19 protein-coding genes and 3 pseudogenes are annotated in these 19,580 nt (G+C 53.8%); 3 read left to right on the top strand and 19 right to left on the bottom strand.

The features are described 5' to 3' along the window. Position 1 precedes the first annotated feature (1 nt). From CRI63_RS10515 to CRI63_RS10445, 15 genes and pseudogenes are all read right to left on the bottom strand, one after another. Positions 2-586, bottom strand: coding sequence for a DUF3261 domain-containing protein (locus CRI63_RS10515; RefSeq protein ID WP_135519461.1), 585 nt, complete (start codon positions 584-586; stop codon positions 2-4). Further along, entirely contained in the window at positions 583-2,901 is a 2,319-nt protein-coding gene (locus tag CRI63_RS10510) for an MMPL family transporter (protein WP_135519459.1), read from the bottom strand. Before CRI63_RS10510 ends, CRI63_RS10515 begins: the two co-directional genes overlap by 4 nt. Next, positions 2,870-3,475: an outer membrane lipoprotein carrier protein LolA gene (locus CRI63_RS10505; protein ID WP_000670564.1), complete on the bottom strand. Its 606-nt coding sequence runs from the start codon at positions 3,473-3,475 to the stop codon at positions 2,870-2,872. Before CRI63_RS10505 ends, CRI63_RS10510 begins: the two co-directional genes overlap by 32 nt. Further along, a complete protein-coding gene (locus CRI63_RS10500; protein WP_000930891.1) occupies positions 3,472-3,894 on the bottom strand; it encodes a thioesterase family protein in 423 nt (140 codons plus the stop codon). The genes CRI63_RS10505 and CRI63_RS10500 overlap by 4 nt, the downstream gene beginning before the upstream one ends. 3 nt (positions 3,895-3,897) lie before the next feature. After that, positions 3,898-5,573 (bottom strand): annotated as a pseudogene (locus CRI63_RS10495) (glycosyltransferase). Next, on the bottom strand, positions 5,564-5,917 hold the full coding sequence (locus CRI63_RS10490; protein ID WP_001592834.1) for a 3-hydroxyacyl-ACP dehydratase FabZ family protein: 354 nt from the start codon (positions 5,915-5,917) through the stop codon (positions 5,564-5,566). The pseudogene CRI63_RS10495 and the gene CRI63_RS10490 overlap by 10 nt, the downstream one beginning before the upstream one ends. After that, a pseudogene (locus CRI63_RS10485) lies at positions 5,904-7,266 on the bottom strand (acyl-CoA synthetase). Before CRI63_RS10485 ends, CRI63_RS10490 begins: the two are co-directional and overlap by 14 nt. After that, positions 7,263-7,844 carry a hypothetical protein gene (locus tag CRI63_RS10480; protein ID WP_135519457.1) on the bottom strand — a complete coding sequence of 194 codons (582 nt, stop codon included), beginning with the start codon at positions 7,842-7,844 and terminating at the stop codon, positions 7,263-7,265. Before CRI63_RS10480 ends, CRI63_RS10485 begins: the two are co-directional and overlap by 4 nt. 4 nt (positions 7,845-7,848) lie before the next feature. Then, the gene (locus CRI63_RS10475) at positions 7,849-8,100 is read right to left on the bottom strand and encodes an acyl carrier protein (protein WP_135519455.1); all 252 of its coding nucleotides are present in this window, start codon (positions 8,098-8,100) and stop codon (positions 7,849-7,851) included. Positions 8,101-8,111: 11 nt separating this feature from the next. Further along, positions 8,112-8,369: a phosphopantetheine-binding protein gene (locus tag CRI63_RS10470; RefSeq protein ID WP_001148684.1), complete on the bottom strand. Its 258-nt coding sequence runs from the start codon at positions 8,367-8,369 to the stop codon at positions 8,112-8,114. Further along, positions 8,344-9,165 carry a lysophospholipid acyltransferase family protein gene (locus CRI63_RS10465; protein WP_135488636.1) on the bottom strand — a complete coding sequence of 274 codons (822 nt, stop codon included), beginning with the start codon at positions 9,163-9,165 and terminating at the stop codon, positions 8,344-8,346. Before CRI63_RS10465 ends, CRI63_RS10470 begins: the two co-directional genes overlap by 26 nt. Beyond that, positions 9,162-9,884 carry a beta-ketoacyl synthase chain length factor gene (locus CRI63_RS10460; RefSeq protein ID WP_135519454.1) on the bottom strand — a complete coding sequence of 241 codons (723 nt, stop codon included), beginning with the start codon at positions 9,882-9,884 and terminating at the stop codon, positions 9,162-9,164. The genes CRI63_RS10465 and CRI63_RS10460 overlap by 4 nt, the downstream gene beginning before the upstream one ends. Positions 9,885-9,924: 40 nt before the next feature. Then, entirely contained in the window at positions 9,925-10,983 is a 1,059-nt protein-coding gene (locus CRI63_RS10455; RefSeq protein WP_130235625.1) for a methyltransferase, read from the bottom strand. A gap of 68 nt (positions 10,984-11,051) precedes the next feature. After that, the gene (locus CRI63_RS10450; protein ID WP_130209208.1) at positions 11,052-11,429 is read right to left on the bottom strand and encodes a hypothetical protein; all 378 of its coding nucleotides are present in this window, start codon (positions 11,427-11,429) and stop codon (positions 11,052-11,054) included. Between the two features lie 395 nt (positions 11,430-11,824). Further along, positions 11,825-12,874: an AI-2E family transporter gene (locus CRI63_RS10445; protein ID WP_130221344.1), complete on the bottom strand. Its 1,050-nt coding sequence runs from the start codon at positions 12,872-12,874 to the stop codon at positions 11,825-11,827. A 98-nt stretch (positions 12,875-12,972) separates the two neighbouring features. On the opposite strand from CRI63_RS10445, the gene CRI63_RS10440 reads away from it, so the two are divergent. Beyond that, the gene (locus tag CRI63_RS10440) at positions 12,973-14,223 is read left to right on the top strand and encodes an MFS transporter (RefSeq protein WP_135519452.1); all 1,251 of its coding nucleotides are present in this window, start codon (positions 12,973-12,975) and stop codon (positions 14,221-14,223) included. 3 nt (positions 14,224-14,226) lie between these two features. Here CRI63_RS10440 and dcrB read toward each other — a convergent pair whose 3' ends face one another. Further along, positions 14,227-14,784 (bottom strand): phage sensitivity protein DcrB, encoded by a 558-nt coding sequence (gene dcrB / locus CRI63_RS10435; RefSeq protein WP_130221346.1) that lies wholly within the window; start codon positions 14,782-14,784, stop codon positions 14,227-14,229. Positions 14,785-14,856: 72 nt separating this feature from the next. Beyond that, on the bottom strand, positions 14,857-15,522 hold the full coding sequence (locus tag CRI63_RS10430; protein WP_130221347.1) for a 7-cyano-7-deazaguanine/7-aminomethyl-7-deazaguanine transporter: 666 nt from the start codon (positions 15,520-15,522) through the stop codon (positions 14,857-14,859). 221 nt (positions 15,523-15,743) lie between these two features. On the opposite strand from CRI63_RS10430, the gene tusA reads away from it, so the two are divergent. Both tusA and CRI63_RS10420 read left to right on the top strand, forming a co-directional pair. Further along, positions 15,744-15,989 carry a sulfurtransferase TusA gene (gene tusA, locus CRI63_RS10425; RefSeq protein ID WP_000130621.1) on the top strand — a complete coding sequence of 82 codons (246 nt, stop codon included), beginning with the start codon at positions 15,744-15,746 and terminating at the stop codon, positions 15,987-15,989. A 264-nt stretch (positions 15,990-16,253) separates the two neighbouring features. After that, the gene (locus tag CRI63_RS10420) at positions 16,254-16,553 is read left to right on the top strand and encodes a hypothetical protein (protein WP_135519450.1); all 300 of its coding nucleotides are present in this window, start codon (positions 16,254-16,256) and stop codon (positions 16,551-16,553) included. A 32-nt stretch (positions 16,554-16,585) separates the two neighbouring features. Here the strand turns inward: CRI63_RS10420 and zntA are convergent. Together zntA and CRI63_RS10410 are read right to left on the bottom strand one after the other, a co-directional pair. Further along, a pseudogene (gene zntA, locus CRI63_RS10415) lies at positions 16,586-18,785 on the bottom strand (Zn(II)/Cd(II)/Pb(II) translocating P-type ATPase ZntA). 74 nt (positions 18,786-18,859) lie between these two features. After that, positions 18,860-19,486, bottom strand: coding sequence for a lysoplasmalogenase (locus CRI63_RS10410; protein ID WP_064527705.1), 627 nt, complete (start codon positions 19,484-19,486; stop codon positions 18,860-18,862). Between the last annotated feature and the right edge of the window lie 94 nt (positions 19,487-19,580).

Below are 19,580 nucleotides of genomic sequence, written 5' to 3'. Positions count from 1 at the left end.
ATCAGTCACCTAAGTATTGAATGGTGATGTGGTATTTAAAGACATGCTGTTCAATGCTGATTGGCACGCGTTTGCCCTTGCGATTCAGATAGGTGATTTCCGTGACCAGTTTGCCGCTGGCGTTACGCAGTTCGCGTTTGTCACCGTTGTCGCGAAGCGTCCAGCCAGTGGGAAGTTGCGGCTGCCAGGCGCTAATCGGCCAGTGGCTGAGCATCACGTCAGCCAGCACCTGACTTGCGGGCGGCAACTGTGGGACGACGATGGATTGCTCGGCGCGTAGCCCTTGCGCATCGTAGGTCACCAGAAACAGGCGAATGCCGACCGACGACAGCCCGGCAAGGGTGATTTTCTGGTCGTCGGCGTTAAGCATCACTAGCAGCGACTGGGTTTTGCCGTTGAAGCTGCCGGTCAACAGTTGCTGGGAATTGACGGAGGGTGAAATCCCCGGCGCAGGCAGCGTGATGCGCGTGCCAGGTTGCAGCCACGCCTGTGGGCGGCCTTCCTGTTCTGGTTGCGAGTGGCTACAGCCGGTGAGGATAAGCGTAGCGGTCAGGGCGAACGCTCGCCAGAAGGTGGGTTTGATCATTTTTTTGTTCTCTTTTTATCGGGCATAGCCAGCGGCGAAAGCAGGAAGGCGGTGAAAATACCGCTCACCAGCACAATGCCAAAACTGCTGATGGCCTGGGTGGCGCTGAATACCAGCATTCCCAGCGTCAGCAAGGTGGTGAGCATTGCCAGCGTGATCGCCAGTAGGGAAGTTAACGGTGTACCGCGCGGATTACTGAAAAACAGCGTGTAGTTGATGCCGATGCCAAGCACCAGCACCAGCGCCAGTAGCGAAAAGAGATTCACCGCCTGCCCGCTCATCGCCAGCACCGCCAGACCGCAGCCCAGCGAAAGTACCGAAGGCACCAGGCTGATAAGCCCTTTTCGCCAGCCGAGGCGGGCCACTGCGCCGCAGGCAATCACCGCCAGCGCCACCAGCAACAAGCCGGTTAAGACGTAGCGGTAAAGTGCGAACAATTCATCAAAGGTGCTTTTGCGATCAACCCAGGCAATGCCGCAAGGGTAATATGTGGAGATTTCCTGTAGCGCCGCACTATTTTTAACCCCTTCAACCGGCACCAGCACGCCGCTTGCGCCGTTTTCCAGCGTCAGCCACAGCAGACGCCAGCCTTCACTGGCGGGGCTTGCCAACCATTCATCAACGTTCACCGGCATGGCGTTGAGATCCGGATTCACTGCCGTCAGCCCGGCATTTTGCAGTGCTTTCGTTACTGTCGGGGCAGCCGTTTTCAGCAGATGTAAATCTTCCTCCTGCCGCGCCAGGGAGTTCAGCGGAATAGTGCGGTAGTTGCTGATAAGGCCGTCTTTTTTCGCTTTCTCCAGCGAGGTGGTAAATGTCTCCAGTCGTCCCAAGGTTTGCTGTGGGGAGTCGCCGTAAACCACAAACCATTTTTGATCGACGCTTTGTCCGGTCAGGGCGGTAATGGTTTTCTCCTGGGCCAGAATATGCTGCGGCAGCGCCTGTAACTGCGAGATATCGTCATCGACGCGCAGCATTGACATCCCCGCCAGCGAAAACAGCGCCAGCGCGACGGGCAGACCCAGCGACAGTTTTTTATTACGCCGCCATGCCGCCAGCCAGCGCAGCATCAGCGCCATCGCCGGAACCGGACGCACCGGCAGGCCACGACACAGCCACGGATGCCAGAACAGGACGGTCAGACAGGAGGCGCTCAACCCGACGGCGGCAAAAATCGCCATCTGGCGAATACCAGGGAAAGGGGCGAGCATCATAATCAGATATGCTGCTACGGTGGTGAGCAGCGCCAGCAGCAGGGCATTACGCACTTTCGCCAGGCTTTGCCACGGCGAAACGTCGTTGCCGTGCACCATCCGCTCGGTGAGGTAATAGAGCGTGTAGTCAGCGGAAATGCCGATAACGCTCATGCTCATCACCAGCGTCATCAGGTGTAATTCACCGAAAATCAACAAGGTGGCGACCGTTCCCGCCAGCGCGCCGATGCCGATGGAAATCACGCAGAGCAGCAACGGGCGTAAAGAGCGGAACACCGCCACAATCAGCAATATCACCCCCAGCAGCGTTGCCACGCCCAGGGTGGAGATATCCTGCTTCGCCTGTTGACTGGCGTAATCGCTGTAAAACACCGTGCCGCGCGAGAGCAACTGCGCCTGCGGGTAACGCGTTTTCAGATCCTTTTCCAGCGTATTCAGGGTCGTGATGAGCTGGTGGGTTTGCTGCATATCAAACGACGATCCCGCCAGTTCGCCGTGCAGCAGATACCAGTAATTGCCCTGGTGATCCTGCGTTACCAGCCAGCCATCCATCAGCCGCAAACGCTGGCCGTTTTTCGCCATCGCCAGCTGCGAGCCGCGCATTAACATCAGCGGATCGTTTTGTAACTCTTTGCCGCTTACTCCGGAGAACGCAGAATAAAGCTGGGAGAGGATCCACTGCGCCTGCGCTTCGCCGCCGTTTTGCAGGCGGGCGCGAGTGTCGGGGTCAATCAGGCCGTTGCGGTGCTGCCAGAAAAACGCTCCCCACGCTTGCAGGCTGGCGGCATCCATTGGCCCTTTAACGTCGCCAAGCGCAGCGGATTTTTGCAGCAGCGTCAGCCACTCCTGAGCGACCCTGGGATTAGCCTCTTTACCGGGGCTGACCAGCCACACCAGTTGGCGGTCCAGACGCTGCATAAAGCCGTCATTCAGCGCTGGAGGAATATCGCCCATCGCCTGTTTGGGTAACATAGCCAGCACGCTACTGTTCAGCCGTGATTGCGGCAGCAGGATCAGCAACGCCGCCGCCATGACCAGGCAGACTAGCCCCCATAACAGCGCGGGGCGTTTACTGGGCGGCAAAACGTTGGCGTTCGTCATCGGTCAGTTGCGCTGGCGTCAGTTGATGTTGGGTAAGAGCGATATCGGTGCGATCGCCCTGTTTATCATTAAGCTGAATGCTCTCCAGATAGGTTTGCCCGGCGAGATCGATGGTGTTGAAAATTTTATCCAGCGGCGTGGTGGTCGGCGTCAGGCGCAGCGTCCAGCGGCCTTCGCCTTTATCGGCAAATTCGACGCGGAAGTTTTGTTCCAGCACTTTGCGATCGGCCTGGAACAGCGCGCGCAGCAGGTGGTTAAACTGGAACATCTGCGGGTTATTTTCTGCCGTGATGATTTGCGGCGGCTGACCGTTGATCACCTGCACCATGCGTTTATCGTCGAGCAATAGCTGCATGGGGAAGGGTGAAGTTTGATCCCACAACAGCCCCTGGTCGCGGGCGATCAACATCTGGCCCTGAGATCGCAGCGGCTGCGGCAGATCTTTAATCGTCCGGGTTTGATCAAAATGGGCGCGGATCACCGGTTGTTCGGTAAAGCGTTGCTGAAGATCGTCCAGGGTCAGGGCGCTCACAAACGGGCTAATCAGCAGCGCCAGCAGCGGTAAAAATTTCATGGTTTGACTCCCATGCGTTCAAACAGAATATCGGGGCTGACAAAGCACAGTTCGCGGCTTTGCTCGTCTACTGCGACCTGGATGGTGTATCCGGTGGTGGCGCGTTTGCCCGTTTCGGCATCGAAAATCTGATAGCCAATCCGCAGACGGTTTTCGAACTCTTCGATATGCGCACGCACGCGGATGCGCTGCTCAAAGGTGAGAGCGTGGCGATATTTCACCCGCGCATCGACCACTGGCCACAAATAACCGGACTCTTTCATCTGCCGATAGCCGTAATTGAACTGGTTGAGCAGCGCCTCGCGGGCCACTTCAAAGTAGCGAAAATAGTTACCGTGCCAGGCCACGCCCATCATATCGACGTCGTGAAAGGGAATGGTCAGCTCGACTTCAGCGGTAAATCGGGGATCGTTAAGCACCCTTTACTCCTTGTCCTGAATTTCCGGCAGTTGCCAGAAATCGAAAAAATTAAACCAGTCGAGGGGCGACTGGAGCGCGTAATGTTCCAGGCGCGCGGCGTAGTGGTCGATAGCGTTTTGCAGCGCCTGCTGGCGTTCGCCACGCGGCAACAGCAGCGGGTCGGCAAAGGTTTCGCAGTGAATATGCAGCTTGCCGTGCTGGCGCAGGGCGAAAATCAGATTCACCGGGCAGCGCAAAATAGACGCGAGAATAAACGGCCCCTGTGGGAAAGGCGCAGGTTTGCCCATAAATGGACTCCAGCAGACGCGCCAGTCGCCGCCGCGTTGCGGGTTGACGGCGATGCGGTCACCGACAATCGCCACCCATTCGCCGTTATCCAGCTTCTCTTTCAGCAGAATGGCGGTTTCCGGGCCGATATCTGTTACCGGCATCAGGTTGATGCCTGCCTGCGGAGCCATCTCCTGCATTATCTGTTTAAAGCGTTGGGCGTTTTCGCTAAACACCAGCGCGTTAATGGTTTTGTAGCCCTGAATTTTTGCCAGCGCCCGGCACACTTCCACATCGCCAAGATGCGAGGCCAGCAGCAATTTGCCGCGCGGATCGCTGACGTTAAGTGCCGCTTCTGCGCCTGGCGCAAACAGCACATCGCGCCCCAGTTGCAGCTCGCCGCGCCAGCTGGCGATTTTGTCGAGCATGGCGTTGCCGAAACGTAGAAAGTGCTGATAGCTGTTGAGTTTTGCTGCCTGTGGTTGCTGTTGGCGCACACGGGCAAGCCAGTCTTGCGACGCTTTGCGCGCACGAGCAGCGGTGAGCCAGTAGACGCCCACCACCGGGTAAAGCAGCGCGGTAAACGCCGTTCTTCCCAGCAGACGCCAGACCAGCAGCATCAGGCGCATTCCCCATAATCCTTTCACTTCACTCTGCCGCGCCCAGTGGCTGGAAGAGCGGCGCATTAACAGCGAAGGAATACGCGGCAACATGCCGAAAAACAGACGCGTGTGCATGAGCGAGATGCGGACGTTATCTTTCAGGGCATCAAAATGCGAAAGCCCGTCCTGCGGATAGGTGACGCGGGTCGCACGAAATAACTGGTATTTCCCTGCCAGTAGAGGCGCACCATCACTTCGGTGTCGAAATCCATCCGCTTGCCGATGGTGGCGTGTTTTGCCAGTTGCAGCGTTGGCGCAACCGGATAAACGCGAAAACCGCACATGCTGTCTTTCAGTTGCAGGGAGAGCGTTTCTACCCATACCCAGACGTGGGTGACCCAGCGCCCGTACAGCCGTGAGCGGGGAATGGAGTCATCGTAAATCGGCTGGCCGGAGATCAGCGCCGCAGGGTGCTGTTCGGCAAGTGCCAGCAGTTTGGGGATATCTTCAATCGCGTGTTGACCGTCAGCATCCACCTGCACCGCATGGCTGAACCCCGCGTCTGCCGCTGCCTGTAAGCCGCGCATCACCGCCGCGCCTTTACCTGCGTTTTCTGCCTGGCGAATTAAGGTCACGCCAGGCTGTTCGCTAACCAGCTTATCCAGTTGCTGTTGCGTGGCGGCATCGCTGCCGTCATCCACCACAATACAGGGCAGATTAAATGGCTTAAGACGCGCCAGCACGCCCGGCATCATTGCGCCGTGGTTGTAGCAGGGGATCAACACGCAGGGAGAAAAGTTTACCGACATAGGCGGATCTTCCCGCTACTGGCGGTGTGGCGGGCGTCACCGTCGTGACGCTGATAGCTAAAGCTCAGAATCTGGCGTTCTTCCTGCCAGTTAAGCGTGAGCGTGACGCGGTTTTCCGGCAGCAACGGAGACTGGAATTTTATGTTCTGAATGGAGTGAAAACGCCAGCCGGGCGCGAGCAGAGTGAGCGCGTAGCTCATCGCCCAGTCGATTTGCGCCACGCCAGGGAGTAATGGTTGCACGGCAAAATGACCGCGAAACCAGAACAGATCTGCCCTGAGATGCAAAACAATCTCAAGGTGATTCGCTTGTGCCTGATGGCGCTCGATTTCATGGGGCTTCATGAAATAACTCCTGTAATTGCGCATAGACACGCTTGTTCATACTGTTTACTGGCATTTCATCAATAACGCGCCAGTAACGCGGAATGGCAACTGGCTCCAGCGTCGGGCGCAGTAATCGCCGCCAGGTCATTTCCTGGCTATGCCCGCCGCCGTTCTGCCATTGCAGATGAGCTTCATCATCCAGCACCAGCAAAACGCCAATGCACTGACGCCCGCCGCGCGTAACGGGAACTGCCGCCACCTCGCGAATACCGTCCAGCGCCAGCAGACGTTGTTCCACTTCCTGCAAAGAAATACGTTTTTCTTCAATCTTAACGATGCGTCCGCGACGCCCCATCAGATGGAACTGACCATCTTCGCTAAACTGTAAGATATCGTCGAGTAACAGGCCGTTATCTTCCGCTATCAGCGGTGAAAAGAGGCGAAAGGCATCGCCTTCGGCCTGGAACTGCATACCTGGGAAGGGTAGCCAGCGGCGTTGCTCTTGTTCGCGGTAACGCCAGGCGATGACGCCGGTTTCCGTGCTGCCGTAGATTTCATCAGGCCAGACGCGCAGCCAGCTTGCGGTGTGTTGTACATCCTGCCACGGCAGCTCACCGCCAGCAGAGAGAAGCACCTGAACAGGCGGCGGGGATAGCTGAGCATCCAGACGCTTCAAAAATGCCGGGCTGCTGATGAAGATATAGCGATGCTGATGACTCAACGCGGCAAACTGTTCGACATACCAGAGCATGGCGGCGTGCAGCGGTAATCCCAGCGCCATTGGCAGGAAAACGCGAAAAGTCAGGCCATACAAATGCTGCGGCAATACGGAACCGACCACCCGACAACCCGCCAGACGTGCGCCTAATCGTTCAGCCAGCAGTTGTGCTTCACGGTCCAGCAAATGAACAGGTTTAATCACCCGCTTCGGCTGTCCCGTGGAACCGGATGTAAATAGCTCGATATAAGCATCTGGCGCTATGGCGGCAAAGGTGAATGATTGTGTAGCGACTTGTGGGGAACTTGCTACCAACAGCAATGAACCTTGCCAGTTAAGTTCGCTGTCGCTAAGTACACCATCGAACAGTTCACGTTGCTCATTAAGCTGGTTAACACGGTTATGCCCCGGAAGCACCGGCGTTTTTTCCAGCGTGTAGCGTGGCGAGCAGGGCAACGATAAACAGATAGCTGTTCTCAAAGCATAGCGCCCAGCGTTTCCCGGGCCGTTGCTGCAAACGGCAGATAAGTTGCGCGACATCGTGACGCAAATCGCCCAGCGTCCAGGAGCTTTCGTCCAGCCACGCAATGGGCGTGTCATCAGGGCGTGGCGCAGTCAGCCAGCGTGCAAGCGGTAAGGTCTGCTTCATGAGCGATCTCTTTTCATCACCTGACGGCGCACCAGCCATTCACCTGCCATTAACGTCCCCATCAACAAATAAGCAATCATGCCGTTCCAGGCAGTCCATAACGACATATCGCCATGCAGCGCGGTAAAGAGGGCAATTCCGCCGTTGATGATGAAAAAGCCGCACCAGATTTGCGTGACGTGTCGGGTATAGCGCACGCCCTTTTCCGGAAGGTCTGGCTCCTGCAAACGCGCCAACCGCTCAACTATCGGCATTGCCGACCACAGCGAACCGCCAAAAACCGCCAGCATGACCGTATTAACCACTACCGGGTAAAACAGCAGTAGCTGGTGCGTTTTCAACGCAAAGCTGGCGACACACAAGGCGATGCCTACGACAGCGACGATTTGTGTTACGGCTTGTAGCGGCCCCGCCTGGCGACGGGTCTGGCGCAGGCGCAACAAAAGCAACAGCGCCATCAGCGGCAACAGCCAATGCAGGCCGTTATGTGCCAAACCAAGCCAAATCACAAACGGCCAGGTGAGCAGCAATAATCCGGTCAGCAGCTTAATAATCGGTAGCGAGCGAATGCCCGACATCAGATCAGGCTTCTTGTAGCAGGCGTTCTACGGCCTCTACGACATCCTGGACTGTACGCACTGCTTTAAACTCTTCCGGCTTGATTTTCTTACCGGTTTTCTTTTGCAGGTGCACAATCATGTCAACGGCGTCGATGCTGTCCAGTTCCAGATCTTCGTACAGGCGCGCTTCAGGTTTGATGTCCTGCGGATCGATTTCAAACAGCTTAACCAGCAGGGCTGAGACTTCCTGATAGACGGTTTGTTGTTGTGTCATGATGGCTTTCCTCAGGCGCGTTGCGCAGCAATGAAAGAGGCCAGAGTGGCGACGGAGAAAAAGTGCTGACGCATCTCTTCACTTTCCGCGGAGAGCACGATGCCGTACTCATTTTTCACTGCCAGCCCCAGTTCCAGGGCATCGATGGAATCCAGCCCTAAACCGTCGCCGAACAGCGGCGCATCGGTATCGATATCATCAGGAGTCAACTCGTCCAGATTGAGGGTGCTGATGATGAGGTTTTTAATTTCCAGATAAAGCGCTTGCATTATTTATTCCTGAGAGAGGTAAACAACCTTGTTGTAATTGAAGCAAAAGATGCCGGTTTAGCTGCCTTGCTGCCAGCGCCGGTTCTTGTGAAGTTGCATCGTAAAATTTATTGATTTCTACCCGCGCACGGACTTCAACCGTAAAAAACGGCCTGGCAGGCGGAACGTCATACCATTTACTTTGTTTATCCAGCAGATGCTCGCTACAGCCGATCGTCACGATGCGTAAATCGCTGGCGCAGCGCACGGCAATATTCGCCGCCCCGCGCTGCAACGTCATTTTTTCACCGGGCTTCGTTCGCGTGCCTTCGGGGAAAATCAGGATAGTGTCACCCTGTGCCAGTCTCTGTTGGCAGCGGGGTAACAGGGTTTCAGCTTCGCTGTTGATTAAATAATCTGCCGCCCGCACGACGCCGCCAAGAAAAGGATTTTTTAACAGCGCGCTTTTCACCAGGCAGTCAGTTTCTGGCATGACTGACGCCAGCAGTACGTAATCGATTAGCGTGGGATGATTGGCTACGACGAGGCAACCGCGTTCCTGACGTAAGATTTCAGCCCCATTAATCCGATAATCCAGCACGCCAAGCCCTTTTGCGACTGTTAAAAACAGGCGAAAACTGGCGGCAATGCTGCGACGCGCCAAACGACGGCGGCGGGAAGTATCCCACACCAAAACCAACAATACGTTAAACCACACTACAGAGAGCAGTAGTCCGCCGAGGCCAAACAGGGCAAAACACAACCCGGTCATAACCAGTCGCCATGTCCACTCAAGGCGCGACATCAGCTTACTCATCTGCGGCTCCAGCGCCATTGCACGCGCTCGCCAGGCAGTGAAAATTTATCAACGTTTTGTAAAAAGTGCTGTAAAAACAACATGCTTTGCGGCAGTGATGTTTCATTGCCCGCAATGACTGGCTGTGTTTCACATTGCCAGTCATCGCCAGCTTCAATCACCAGCGCGACGGCGTACGGACAGGTCGGCATTTCTGCTGGCAGTTGTGGGTGATAGAACTCAGGCAGAAAGCCATCAAAATCGACCATCAACACGCGCTGGTATCCCGCTTGTAACAGGCTAAGCACTTCACATAAACCTTGCTGGAAACTGTCGCGACCAGCCGAAAGCGATGACGAAACGATCGGTTGTTTGGCCGCAATGGTCAGGTTACCCACGGAAGAGTTGTGTACGGAGAGCGCGAAGTCTGTCGGAGAGAGTGCCTGTTCGGTTGCCAGTGCATGAACAATGCGGTAATTGCGTTCCAGTTCGCCATGACGACTGGTATACAAAACAGCGCCTGGCTGATGGCGGCGTAGCATTGCCAGACCGCACTCCACGGCCAGTTTGCTGCCAGAACTGAGACGGCGGGCGGTCATCATTGGCAATTCGCATAATTTTGCCAACGGTGCCGCAGGGTCAACCGCCCACGGCTGGCGCGACCATGCTTGCCATTGCTGGGCTTCGCTAAGTCCAGGCGCCAGTGCCTTCCAGTCGGTAATATTTAATGTAAATTTCATCAACGCGCGCCCGCGGTAAACCAAAATTATTAAGTGACGATTATTTCTTTTGGCATATCAATAATGTATGCCCAACGCCTAAATTATCGTGGCGCTCTGCTACCTGAAATCCTGCTTTATTCAGATAGTCGTAAAATTTCTCTGCGCTATAGAAACGGCTGTTACCGTTTGCCATGCAGGTGAAATAAAGTGAGGAGGCATTCAGGCTAAACGATGCCGCTTCAAACCGCTGCGCATCCCAGAACAACTCCATAATGCAAAGTTTTGCGCCGGGCTTCATTACGCTGGCAACTTTGCTGAGTATGCTAATTATTTGTTCGGGTGAAAAACAGTCTAAAAATTGACTCATCCACCAGATATCAGCCTCGCCCGGTAACGGCGCATCGCTTAGCATATCCACAGCATGGAAATCTATACGATCAGAAAAGCCTGCATTCGCGATATTTTCTTTGGCGAGCACGATTTGTTGTGGCAGATCTAATAACGTAACGGTGATGTTTTCGTTGTATTTACAGCAGCGCAAAGCCCACTTACCGGTATTGCCGCCTACATCGTACAAGGTTGTGGGGTTGTTGGCGAATACATAAGGCAGTGCGGCGTTAAATGCGCCATCTGAATAGTAATGATCAAACGCGAACCAGCTTTCACGGGCGGCGTCAGGTAATTGTGAAAGTGCCGGATATATCGTCGGCCAGTCGCCAAATACTTTTAACCCGGAAGGTTTGCCTTCATTGAGTGAATCGGCGAGGAAGAATAGCCCCTGATAACAGACATCCTGGGTGAAATCCATATTCACGCGCGTCATGGTGTCATGCAGGAGGTAATGACCGATTTTCGCCAGGTAATAAATTCCCTCTTTGCAGGTAATAATTCGCCCGCTTAAGCCCATATCTAACAGAACGCTGGCAGCATATTCGTTGATATGACTATTTTCGGTGATATCAGCCAGCGTTGCGCCATGTTTGCCTTGCCGATCCAGATAAGAAAGTACACCCGCATTACGCAGGCAGAGAGCTGTTTGAAAAAGCATGGGGGCAAAGGCAATGCGTTGAGCTTCGGTAATCGCATCCAGTGCGCTAAGAGAATCCTGTTCGTACATGTTGGGCACAACCTGTTAAGAGGGAATTAAATTATTATCGGACCGAAGCGGCCCGACTTTAGGGGAAATTACAAATCTGCGCCAGCCGACAAATTCAGTTGAATATCTTTGTCGAGATTGCGGACCCAGCGATTATAGTTTTTATGAATTTGTCCGCCTGATGCTTGCAGGTTCTGACTATTTTCATAATTGATATCGTAGCTGGATGCCGTGTAGTTAATGCGAATTTCTGCTGAATGATCGCGTGATTGTTGACGTGCTTTAATTACACCTTGTCCGGCTTCGGACATAATCCATTTGCGTTCAACGCCAGCTTTCAGAATCGCTTTTTTAACTTGATCCTGAGTATGACCGGCGCTGACGGTTGAGTGAACTTGATCAATTGGCGCAGTACGCGCACAACCCGCTAAAGCGCCCACAACAGCAATAGCAGCAAACCATTTCATGTAGTGTTTCATTATAACCCCATTAAAGTATTGTTTTTACGAGTAAAGCAGGATTTAACTGTAATTGCTGGTATCACTATATTCTTTATTTAGCGAAAAATTTACTTATGAGATAAGTCAGTAAGTGCACATCAGAACAAATCATTTTGAGATGACTAAATTACTGCCAGCGGGGACCAACTATAAGTGAGTGAGAAAAATGAGGCAATAAAAATAACACAATATAATCAGTGCGTTCTCTGGGATGGGAATTTAATGATTATTCGGTGTTTATATATATTTGACTTAAGGAGTGGTTTTTAGAAATTAATTTTCTGAATAATATTGCATCATTTTCTCGAATCAAATGGCCACCGTTAGATAAACGGTGGCCATTGTCTGATCAGGGTGCGCTATTACCCCGGTAACCGACTTTTCGGTCTGCCAGGCCCCAGTAAAATCGCCAGTTTGCTACCGCCTTTAGTGGTTTCCATCCAGATTTTACAGACGCTGGTTAATGGCACCGAGAGTAGCATTCCTACCGGACCGAGCAGCCATCCCCAAACCAACAACGAAAGAAATACCACCATGGTGGACATCCCCAGACGATGGCCCATCATCCGTGGTTCTAAAATATTGCCGATGACCATATGGACAACTAAAAACAATGCGCCGACCAGAATACATTCGTAAACACCATTAAACAGCAGCACTTGAATCATTGGCGGTACGGCGGAAATTACCGCGCCGATATTGGGGACGTAGTTGAGTAAAAACGCCAGTACCGCCCACATCAGCGCAAACTGCACGCCCATCAGCGCCAACCCCAGCCAGACGATAACGCCCGTCCATAAACTTAGCAGCGTTTTTAATGCCAGATAATGCGAAACGCCTTTTAATGCGCGGTGTAATCCAGCGATGTGAATCTGTGGGTTATTCAACGCAAAGCGCATTTTGTAAGGGACGTGGCGTACTTCAAACAGCATAAAAACAACGGTCATCACCAGCAGAAGTACGCTCGCCATGGCCCCGGAAAGCCCGGTCATTAAAGCGGTGGTGAAGGTAACCACTTTTTCTGAATCCATCCGCTGCAACATTCGTTCCGGCGACATATGCAAATTAAGAAAAGGCAGCATCTCCTGCAATTTAAAAAGCTTGCGCGTCAGCTCCTTATTAAACTTCGGCAGCATAGAGATGAATTCGTTAAACGATGCCGCCAGCACACCGACCAGCGCAGTAAGCGCAATCAACATCACTACGACCACAATCGTAATGGCAACGGGACGCTGAACTCCGCGACGAATAAACCAGGTCACCAGTGGATTGAGGACGATGGCGAAAAACAGCGCCAGTAACAATTGCACAATGATGTCTGCCGCTGCGTGAATACCTGCGAGGATTACTACCAGTGAAGCCAGCTTGAGTAGAATGTGCATACCCGTTTTATCGGATTGAGATGTTTCCATTGGGGCTTCCTTATGACTTTTTGTATTAAGTGTAGCGGGAGTCACGCCAGCAATATTCTGATTCTTCTTGCTGATTTACACGCCACCACGTGGTAAAAATGAAACACTGTTGTAAAAATGTGGTGCTTCTCATGCCCGTACCTGTTGCCGAACTGGCGCTTAACGGAATGCGTCTGAATTTGCGCATTGTCTCCATTGTCATGTTTAACTTCGCCAGCTATCTGACCATTGGGTTACCGCTCGCCGTGCTACCGGGCTATGTCCATGATGTGATGGGCTTTAGCGCCTTCTGGGCGGGGTTGGTTATCAGTCTGCAATATTTCGCCACCTTGCTGAGTCGTCCTCATGCCGGGCGTTATGCTGATTTGCTGGGGCCAAAAAAGATTGTCGTCTTCGGTTTGTGCGGCTGCTTTTTGAGCGGGCTGGGTTATCTGGTGGCTGGGTTAACCGCCAGTCTGCCAATTATCAGCCTGTTATTACTTTGCCTGGGGCGCGTGATTCTTGGGATTGGGCAAAGTTTTGCCGGAACGGGGTCGACACTGTGGGGCGTTGGCGTGGTCGGTTCGTTGCATATCGGACGAGTGATTTCGTGGAATGGCATTGTCACTTACGGGGCGATGGCGATGGGCGCGCCGTTAGGTGTGGTGTTTTATCACTGGGGCGGTTTGCAGGCGTTAGCATTAATTATTATGGGCGTGGCGCTGGTGGCTATTTTGTTGGCAATACCGCGTCCGACGGTGAAAGCCAGTAAAGGCAAACCTCTGCCGTTTCGCGCGGTACTTGGGCGCGTCTGGCTGTACGGTATGGCGCTGGCGTTGGCTTCCGCCGGGTTTGGCGTTATCGCCACCTTTATCACGCTGTTTTATGACGCTAAAGGCTGGGACGGTGCGGCCTTCGCGCTGACGTTGTTTAGCTGTGCGTTTGTTGGAACGCGATTGTTATTCCCTAACGGCATAAACCGCATGGGTGGCTTAAACGTGGCGATGCTCTGTTTTAGCGTTGAGATAATCGGCCTGCTGCTGGTTGGCGTGGCGACTATGCCGTGGATGGCGAAAATCGGCGTCTTACTGGCGGGGGCGGGCTTTTCGCTGGTGTTCCCGGCATTGGGCGTAGTGGCGGTCAAAGCGGTGCCGCAGCAGAATCAGGGGGCGGCGCTGGCAACCTACACCGTATTTATGGATTTATCGCTTGGCGTGACCGGACCACTGGCAGGGCTGGTGATGAGTTGGGCGGGCGTACCGGTGATTTATCTGGCGGCGGCGGGGCTGGTCGCAATCGCGTTATTGCTGACGTGGCGATTAAAAAAACGGCCTCCGGTGGAAGCACCTGAGGCCGTTTCGTCATCTTAAAACTTACTGAATAACCAGCGTGTTAATGATGTTTTCTGCGGTGGTCTGCGCTTTTTGCTGATCGTCAGCAGGCAGTGTGATTTGCATGGTCAGCAGTTGGTTGCCCACGTTACCCAGAATGACGGAAGAGTACGCCGTCTGGCCTTTAGCAGAGATAACGCTGTCTAACTGCTGCATTTTGTGACCTTTCAGCTCAATGGCTTTGTTGGTCACCACTTGCAGCTGTGGATCGCGGCTACGTTGCTGATCTTCCAGACGCTTCGCCAGCACAGCCAGGTCTTCTTTCGGATCATCGCCCATAATAACAATCACCGCTTTCTGCCCGGTGGCGTCGGACCAGACGTGCATGTTATTGGCCTGTGTTCCCAGCTTACCGCTCTGGTCGGTCATATCCGCTGGCAGCGAGAAGCTTAACTTGCCATCAAGCAGGTTGACGGGATTCGCGGTAGCGTTACTTTCCGCGACTGTACCTTCCGCTGTAGTGTTAGTGTCTTTATCATCACAGGCCGCAAGCCCCATAACCAGCAGGCCAATTCCGACATATTTAACCAGATTGCGCATTGACATCTTCCTTTCGATAAACGGCCATAACGGCTCATTCATCCATCTTATCACAAGTCTGATAACGAACCTTTAACTGGCCTGCAAAGCGTTGATTTCGGATTTATCTGCCAGTCTTTTCAATAGCATATTGAGTAATACGCCATACATTGGCAGGAAAAAAACGATGCTGATTAACACTTTGAAACAGTAATCAACCAGCGCGATTTCCATCCAGTGTTCGGCCATAAAGGCATCCGGACTCCGCCAGAAAGCAATGAAGAAGAAGGCCAGTGTGTCACTGACGTTACCAAACAGCGTGGACGCCGTCGGCGCCAGCCACCAGCGACGACTCTGACGCAGGCGGTTAAAGACATGCACGTCGAGGATCTGCCCCAGCGCGTAGGCCATAAAGCTGGCAGTAGCGATACGAGCGACAAACAGGTTGAAGTGGGCGAGAGCACCGAATCCCTGCCATGAACCCATATAGAACAGCGACGAGATGACATAGGAGATCAATAACGCCGGGATCATCACCGCAAAGATGATACGACGGGCCAGCGGTGCGCCAAAAATACGCACGGTCAGGTCGGTAGCAAGAAAAATAAACGGAAAGCTAAACGCGCCCCAGGTGGTGTGAAAACCAAAAATGGAGACGGGAAGCTGAACCAGATAGTTACTGGAGGTGATCACCAGCAGATGAAATAACGATAACCAGAACAACGCCTTGTAGCGCAGTGGTTGTGTTGAAACGTTCATATTTTACCTTTTTGATTAACCATTGGGGTGAGGGAACCCAATACGTACGACACGCTATTTTACCTTGATTAAATAACGTTCTTACCCTTTTTTCGAGCCGCCGCATGATACTGCTTTACGTTGACAATGCAATGGCTAATTTTCACGCAATCGTTAACCTGGTTTGCTAACGGACATACAGAGCGTAAACTAGCGCCGTTTTTTTATGTGATGAGAAGAAAATGACCGATCTCTTTTCCAGCCCTGACCACACACTCGACGCGCTTGGCCTGCGCTGCCCGGAACCGGTGATGATGGTGCGCAAAACCGTGCGCAATATGCAGCCTGGCGAAACGTTACTGATTATCGCCGATGATCCGGCGACGACTCGCGATATTCCTGGGTTTTGTACCTTTATGGAACACGAACTGGTTGCTAAAGAGACGGATGGCTTGCCTTATCGTTATTTGATTCGTAAAGGCGGTTGATAGGGGCAGACGGGCTTCGATGCCGCCTTTTTCCTCTCACCCTAACCTTCTCCCCAGAGGGGCGAGGGGACCGAACGTGCTCAATGTTGCGGCTTGCAACCGGTTTGCAGGACGGATAAAGCGTTCAAGCTGCATCTGCGATACGGTGCACAATGCCTGATGCGACGCTGCCGCGTCTTATCATGCCTACGAGTTCGATGCTCTGTGTAGGCCAGATAAGGCGTTCACGCCGCATCCGGCACGCAAGTGTAATGGAATGCACAAATGGATTATTTAATTCCAGTTTGTCTGGGATTGCTGGCGATATTCGCCCCCAATTGGCTGATGCCTGTTTTTATCATCATGGGGGGATGGCTGGGGGTACTTGCCTGGGGTTGGCTCTGGCTAATGATATTTTTACCTTTACTTAACGGTGTCGGGCTTGCTTATGCCCTGTGGTTGATGTTCAAAAGGCCATCATTAGCATCCCGTCTGGTTGCAGCATTCAGTGTTATCTCCGTCATTCTGATGTTAGCGCTATATTACGCTTTCCTGACCATGCCGCCGTTCCCGCCTCAGCACTAAGCCTGATAGCCAGAGGCTATCAGGCAACACCTTTATCTCCTGCGCAACAACCTTAATGCATTCGCCGTTACCAGCACCGTCGCCCCCGTATCTGCCAGCACCGCCAGCCACAGGCCGGTCATCCCTAACAGCGTCGTGACGAGGAAGATCCCTTTCAGCCCCAGCGCAATAGTGATGTTCTGGCGGATATTGGCGTGAGTGGCGCGTGCCAGCTCAATCATCTGCACCAGGCCGCGCAGGTGGTTATGGGTTAATGCTGCATCTGCGGTTTCCAGCGCCACGTCTGTGCCGCTGCCCATTGCAATCCCGATGGCGGCGGCTTTCATCGCTGGCGCGTCGTTAATACCGTCACCGACCATCGCCAGCGGCGCATGTTGATTCAGCTCGGTCACCGCTTTGACTTTATCTTCCGGCAATAGGCCCGCTTTAAATTCCAGCCCCAGTTCCCCGGCGATTGCCGCCGCTGCGCGTGGATTATCGCCAGTAAGGATCACCCCTTTGACGCCCAGCGCGTTCAGTTCATTGATAGCAGTTGCGGCATCGGCGCGCAGGGTGTCCTGCAATGCAATGACACCAAGTACGTCATCGTTACGTACCACCAGCACTACCGTTTGCCCGGCGCTTTCCAGTTCATTAATCAAACCGGCGAATGCATCAGCAGGATGTTTTCCGGCAGCGCAAATCAATACGCGCTCACCGTTAACCTGCGCTTCAATACCTGACCCGACCAGCGCCCGCTGTGACTCGGCGGCGGGAATGGCGAGTGTAGCGACCTGCGCTTCACGAACTATGGCTTGCGCAAGTGGATGCGTTGCGCCTTGCTCGACCGCCGCTGCCAGTGTCAGCAGTTCAGATTCGCTAATACCTGTTGCCGGATGGATGGCGGTAACGCGTGGTTTCCCGACGGTCAGCGTTCCGGTTTTATCAAACGCCACCTGGGTAACGCGACCTAGCTGTTCCAGTGCCGCGCCACCTTTAATCAATGCCCCACGACGTGCCGCCGCCGCCAGCCCGGAGGTAATCGCCGCGGGCGTGGAGATAACTAACGCACACGGGCAACCAATCAGTAGCAGAGTCAGCCCTTTATAAATCCACTCCTGCCAGCTGGCGGCAAACAGCAGTGGTGGCACCAGCGTCACCAGCAGAGCGACGGCCATAATCGCGGGCGTATAGATACGGCTGAAACGGTCGATAAACCGCTCAATGGGGGCGGCGACGCTCTTCGGCTTCTTCGATCAGTTTCAGAATCCGGTCAATGGCGCTGGCACCCGGTTCTGACAGCACTTCCAGCGTTACCAGACGGTCTACGCTGGTGGCGCCTGCAGGAACTTTATCGCCCGTCGCGCGCTCCACCGGAATGGATTCGCCGGTCAGGGCGCTTTCATCAAAACTGGCAAACGGTGAGAGCAGTTTACCGTCGGCAGGCAAACGCCCACCTGCCGCAACTTCAATCACATCGCCAGGCCGCAGGCTGTTTATTGCCACCTCTTCCCGCTCACCGTTACGCAGGCGCGTGGCGGTTTCTGGTTTCAGCGCCATTAACGCGCTGACCCCTTGACGTGCGCGGCTGGCGGCCCAGCCTTCCAGTCGTTCACCAATCAAAAACAGCAGCAACACCATCGCAGCTTCAGCCGTTGCGCCAATAAACAGCGCACCAATGGCGGCTACGCTCATTAACGTTTCAATAGCAAAGTAACTGCCGGATTTGATCAGCCGTAATGCCTGACGAGCAATTGGGTACAGCCCAACCAGCGTGGTCGCGATAAACGCCAGTTGACCAAACGGATGATTGAACTGCTCCAGTCCCCAACTGATTGCCATCATCACGATAAGCGTAATCAGCGGCAGATTCTCTTTCAGGCGTGATTCTTGTGGTTCGTCGGTGGTCTGTTCATCGCGCAGGGAATAGCCTGCTTTTTGCACCGCAGATTCAACTTGTGCGCGGATGTCATTGTCGGCATCAACCACCAGCTTCTCGGTGGCAAACAACACCTGCACCTGATTCACGCCTGCAAGCTGGCGCACGGCATTTTCTACCTTGCGCGCACAAGCGGCACAGTCCATGCCGCTGACTTTCCAGCTATAGCGGTTGCCGGAGATGTTTTCGGAGAGTGTTGGCGTACTGGAACATGCGCCGTCGCAGCAACAGTCGTTGGCGTTCTTTACCGGTGTTAGCGGTTTGAACGCAGCAAATTGAGGGGCTTTCTTGCCGAGATTGTCAGGAGTCGACATGGCATCCTCCGGTTAAGTTTTTTTCTCATTAACCGAAGGATACACTCTGGAGTCGACTCCAGAGTCAAGTTTTATCAGAGATACAGCGAGCGGACGATGAGGAAGTGACCGGCAAAGTAGCAGGCAGCAGCAATCGCGTTATCGGCCCGGAAGCGGCGGCGATAGTGGCTACCCAGCCAGACAAAGTTGCTGATAAACAGTAACGAAGCGCCGACAAACGCAGAGAGCGCCGGAGCGGTCGGACGGAAGAACCACAGTTCACCTGCCAGCCACACCATCACCAGCGTCATACCGACAAAGGTACAAATGGGCCAACGTAACTCTTCCAGGCGCGTCCAGATAATGGCCAGCAACAGTGCGCCCAGTACCAGCAACACCAGCGGCAATGGCCAGAAGAAAGAGAGCGTCATCTGGCTGGCGAAATAGATGGTGTACAGCAGGTGAGAGAGGAAAAATGCGCCAATGGCGTACATCAGACGCTGACGTGGTAATAGCGTTAGCGCATCGCCCAGCAGCGACGCACATAGCCCCGCCAGTACCAGATAGCTAATGGCGTCGAACATCGGAGCTTGCCAGGCCAGTAATAGCAGGAGAAGAAGAGTTAACGGTTTAAACACCCAGCGTTGCCAGGTTGAACCACGATAGGAGGCATCCACAGATAGCCATGCGGAAAGACAGACAGCGATAAACGACCAAAGCATCTTAGTTCCTTGAATTCGTTATTATTTAGTAAGCGGAATGCCTACAGTCTTGCTATTCAGTTTAGTGGCGAGGGCGGACAGATGACAACACCAT

The sequence above is a fragment of the Escherichia sp. E2661 genome, from assembly GCF_004745185.1.
Classification (GTDB): domain Bacteria; phylum Pseudomonadota; class Gammaproteobacteria; order Enterobacterales; family Enterobacteriaceae; genus Escherichia.
Note: the sequence above shows the minus strand (reverse complement) of the source record. Positions and strands in the feature narration are given on the sequence as shown.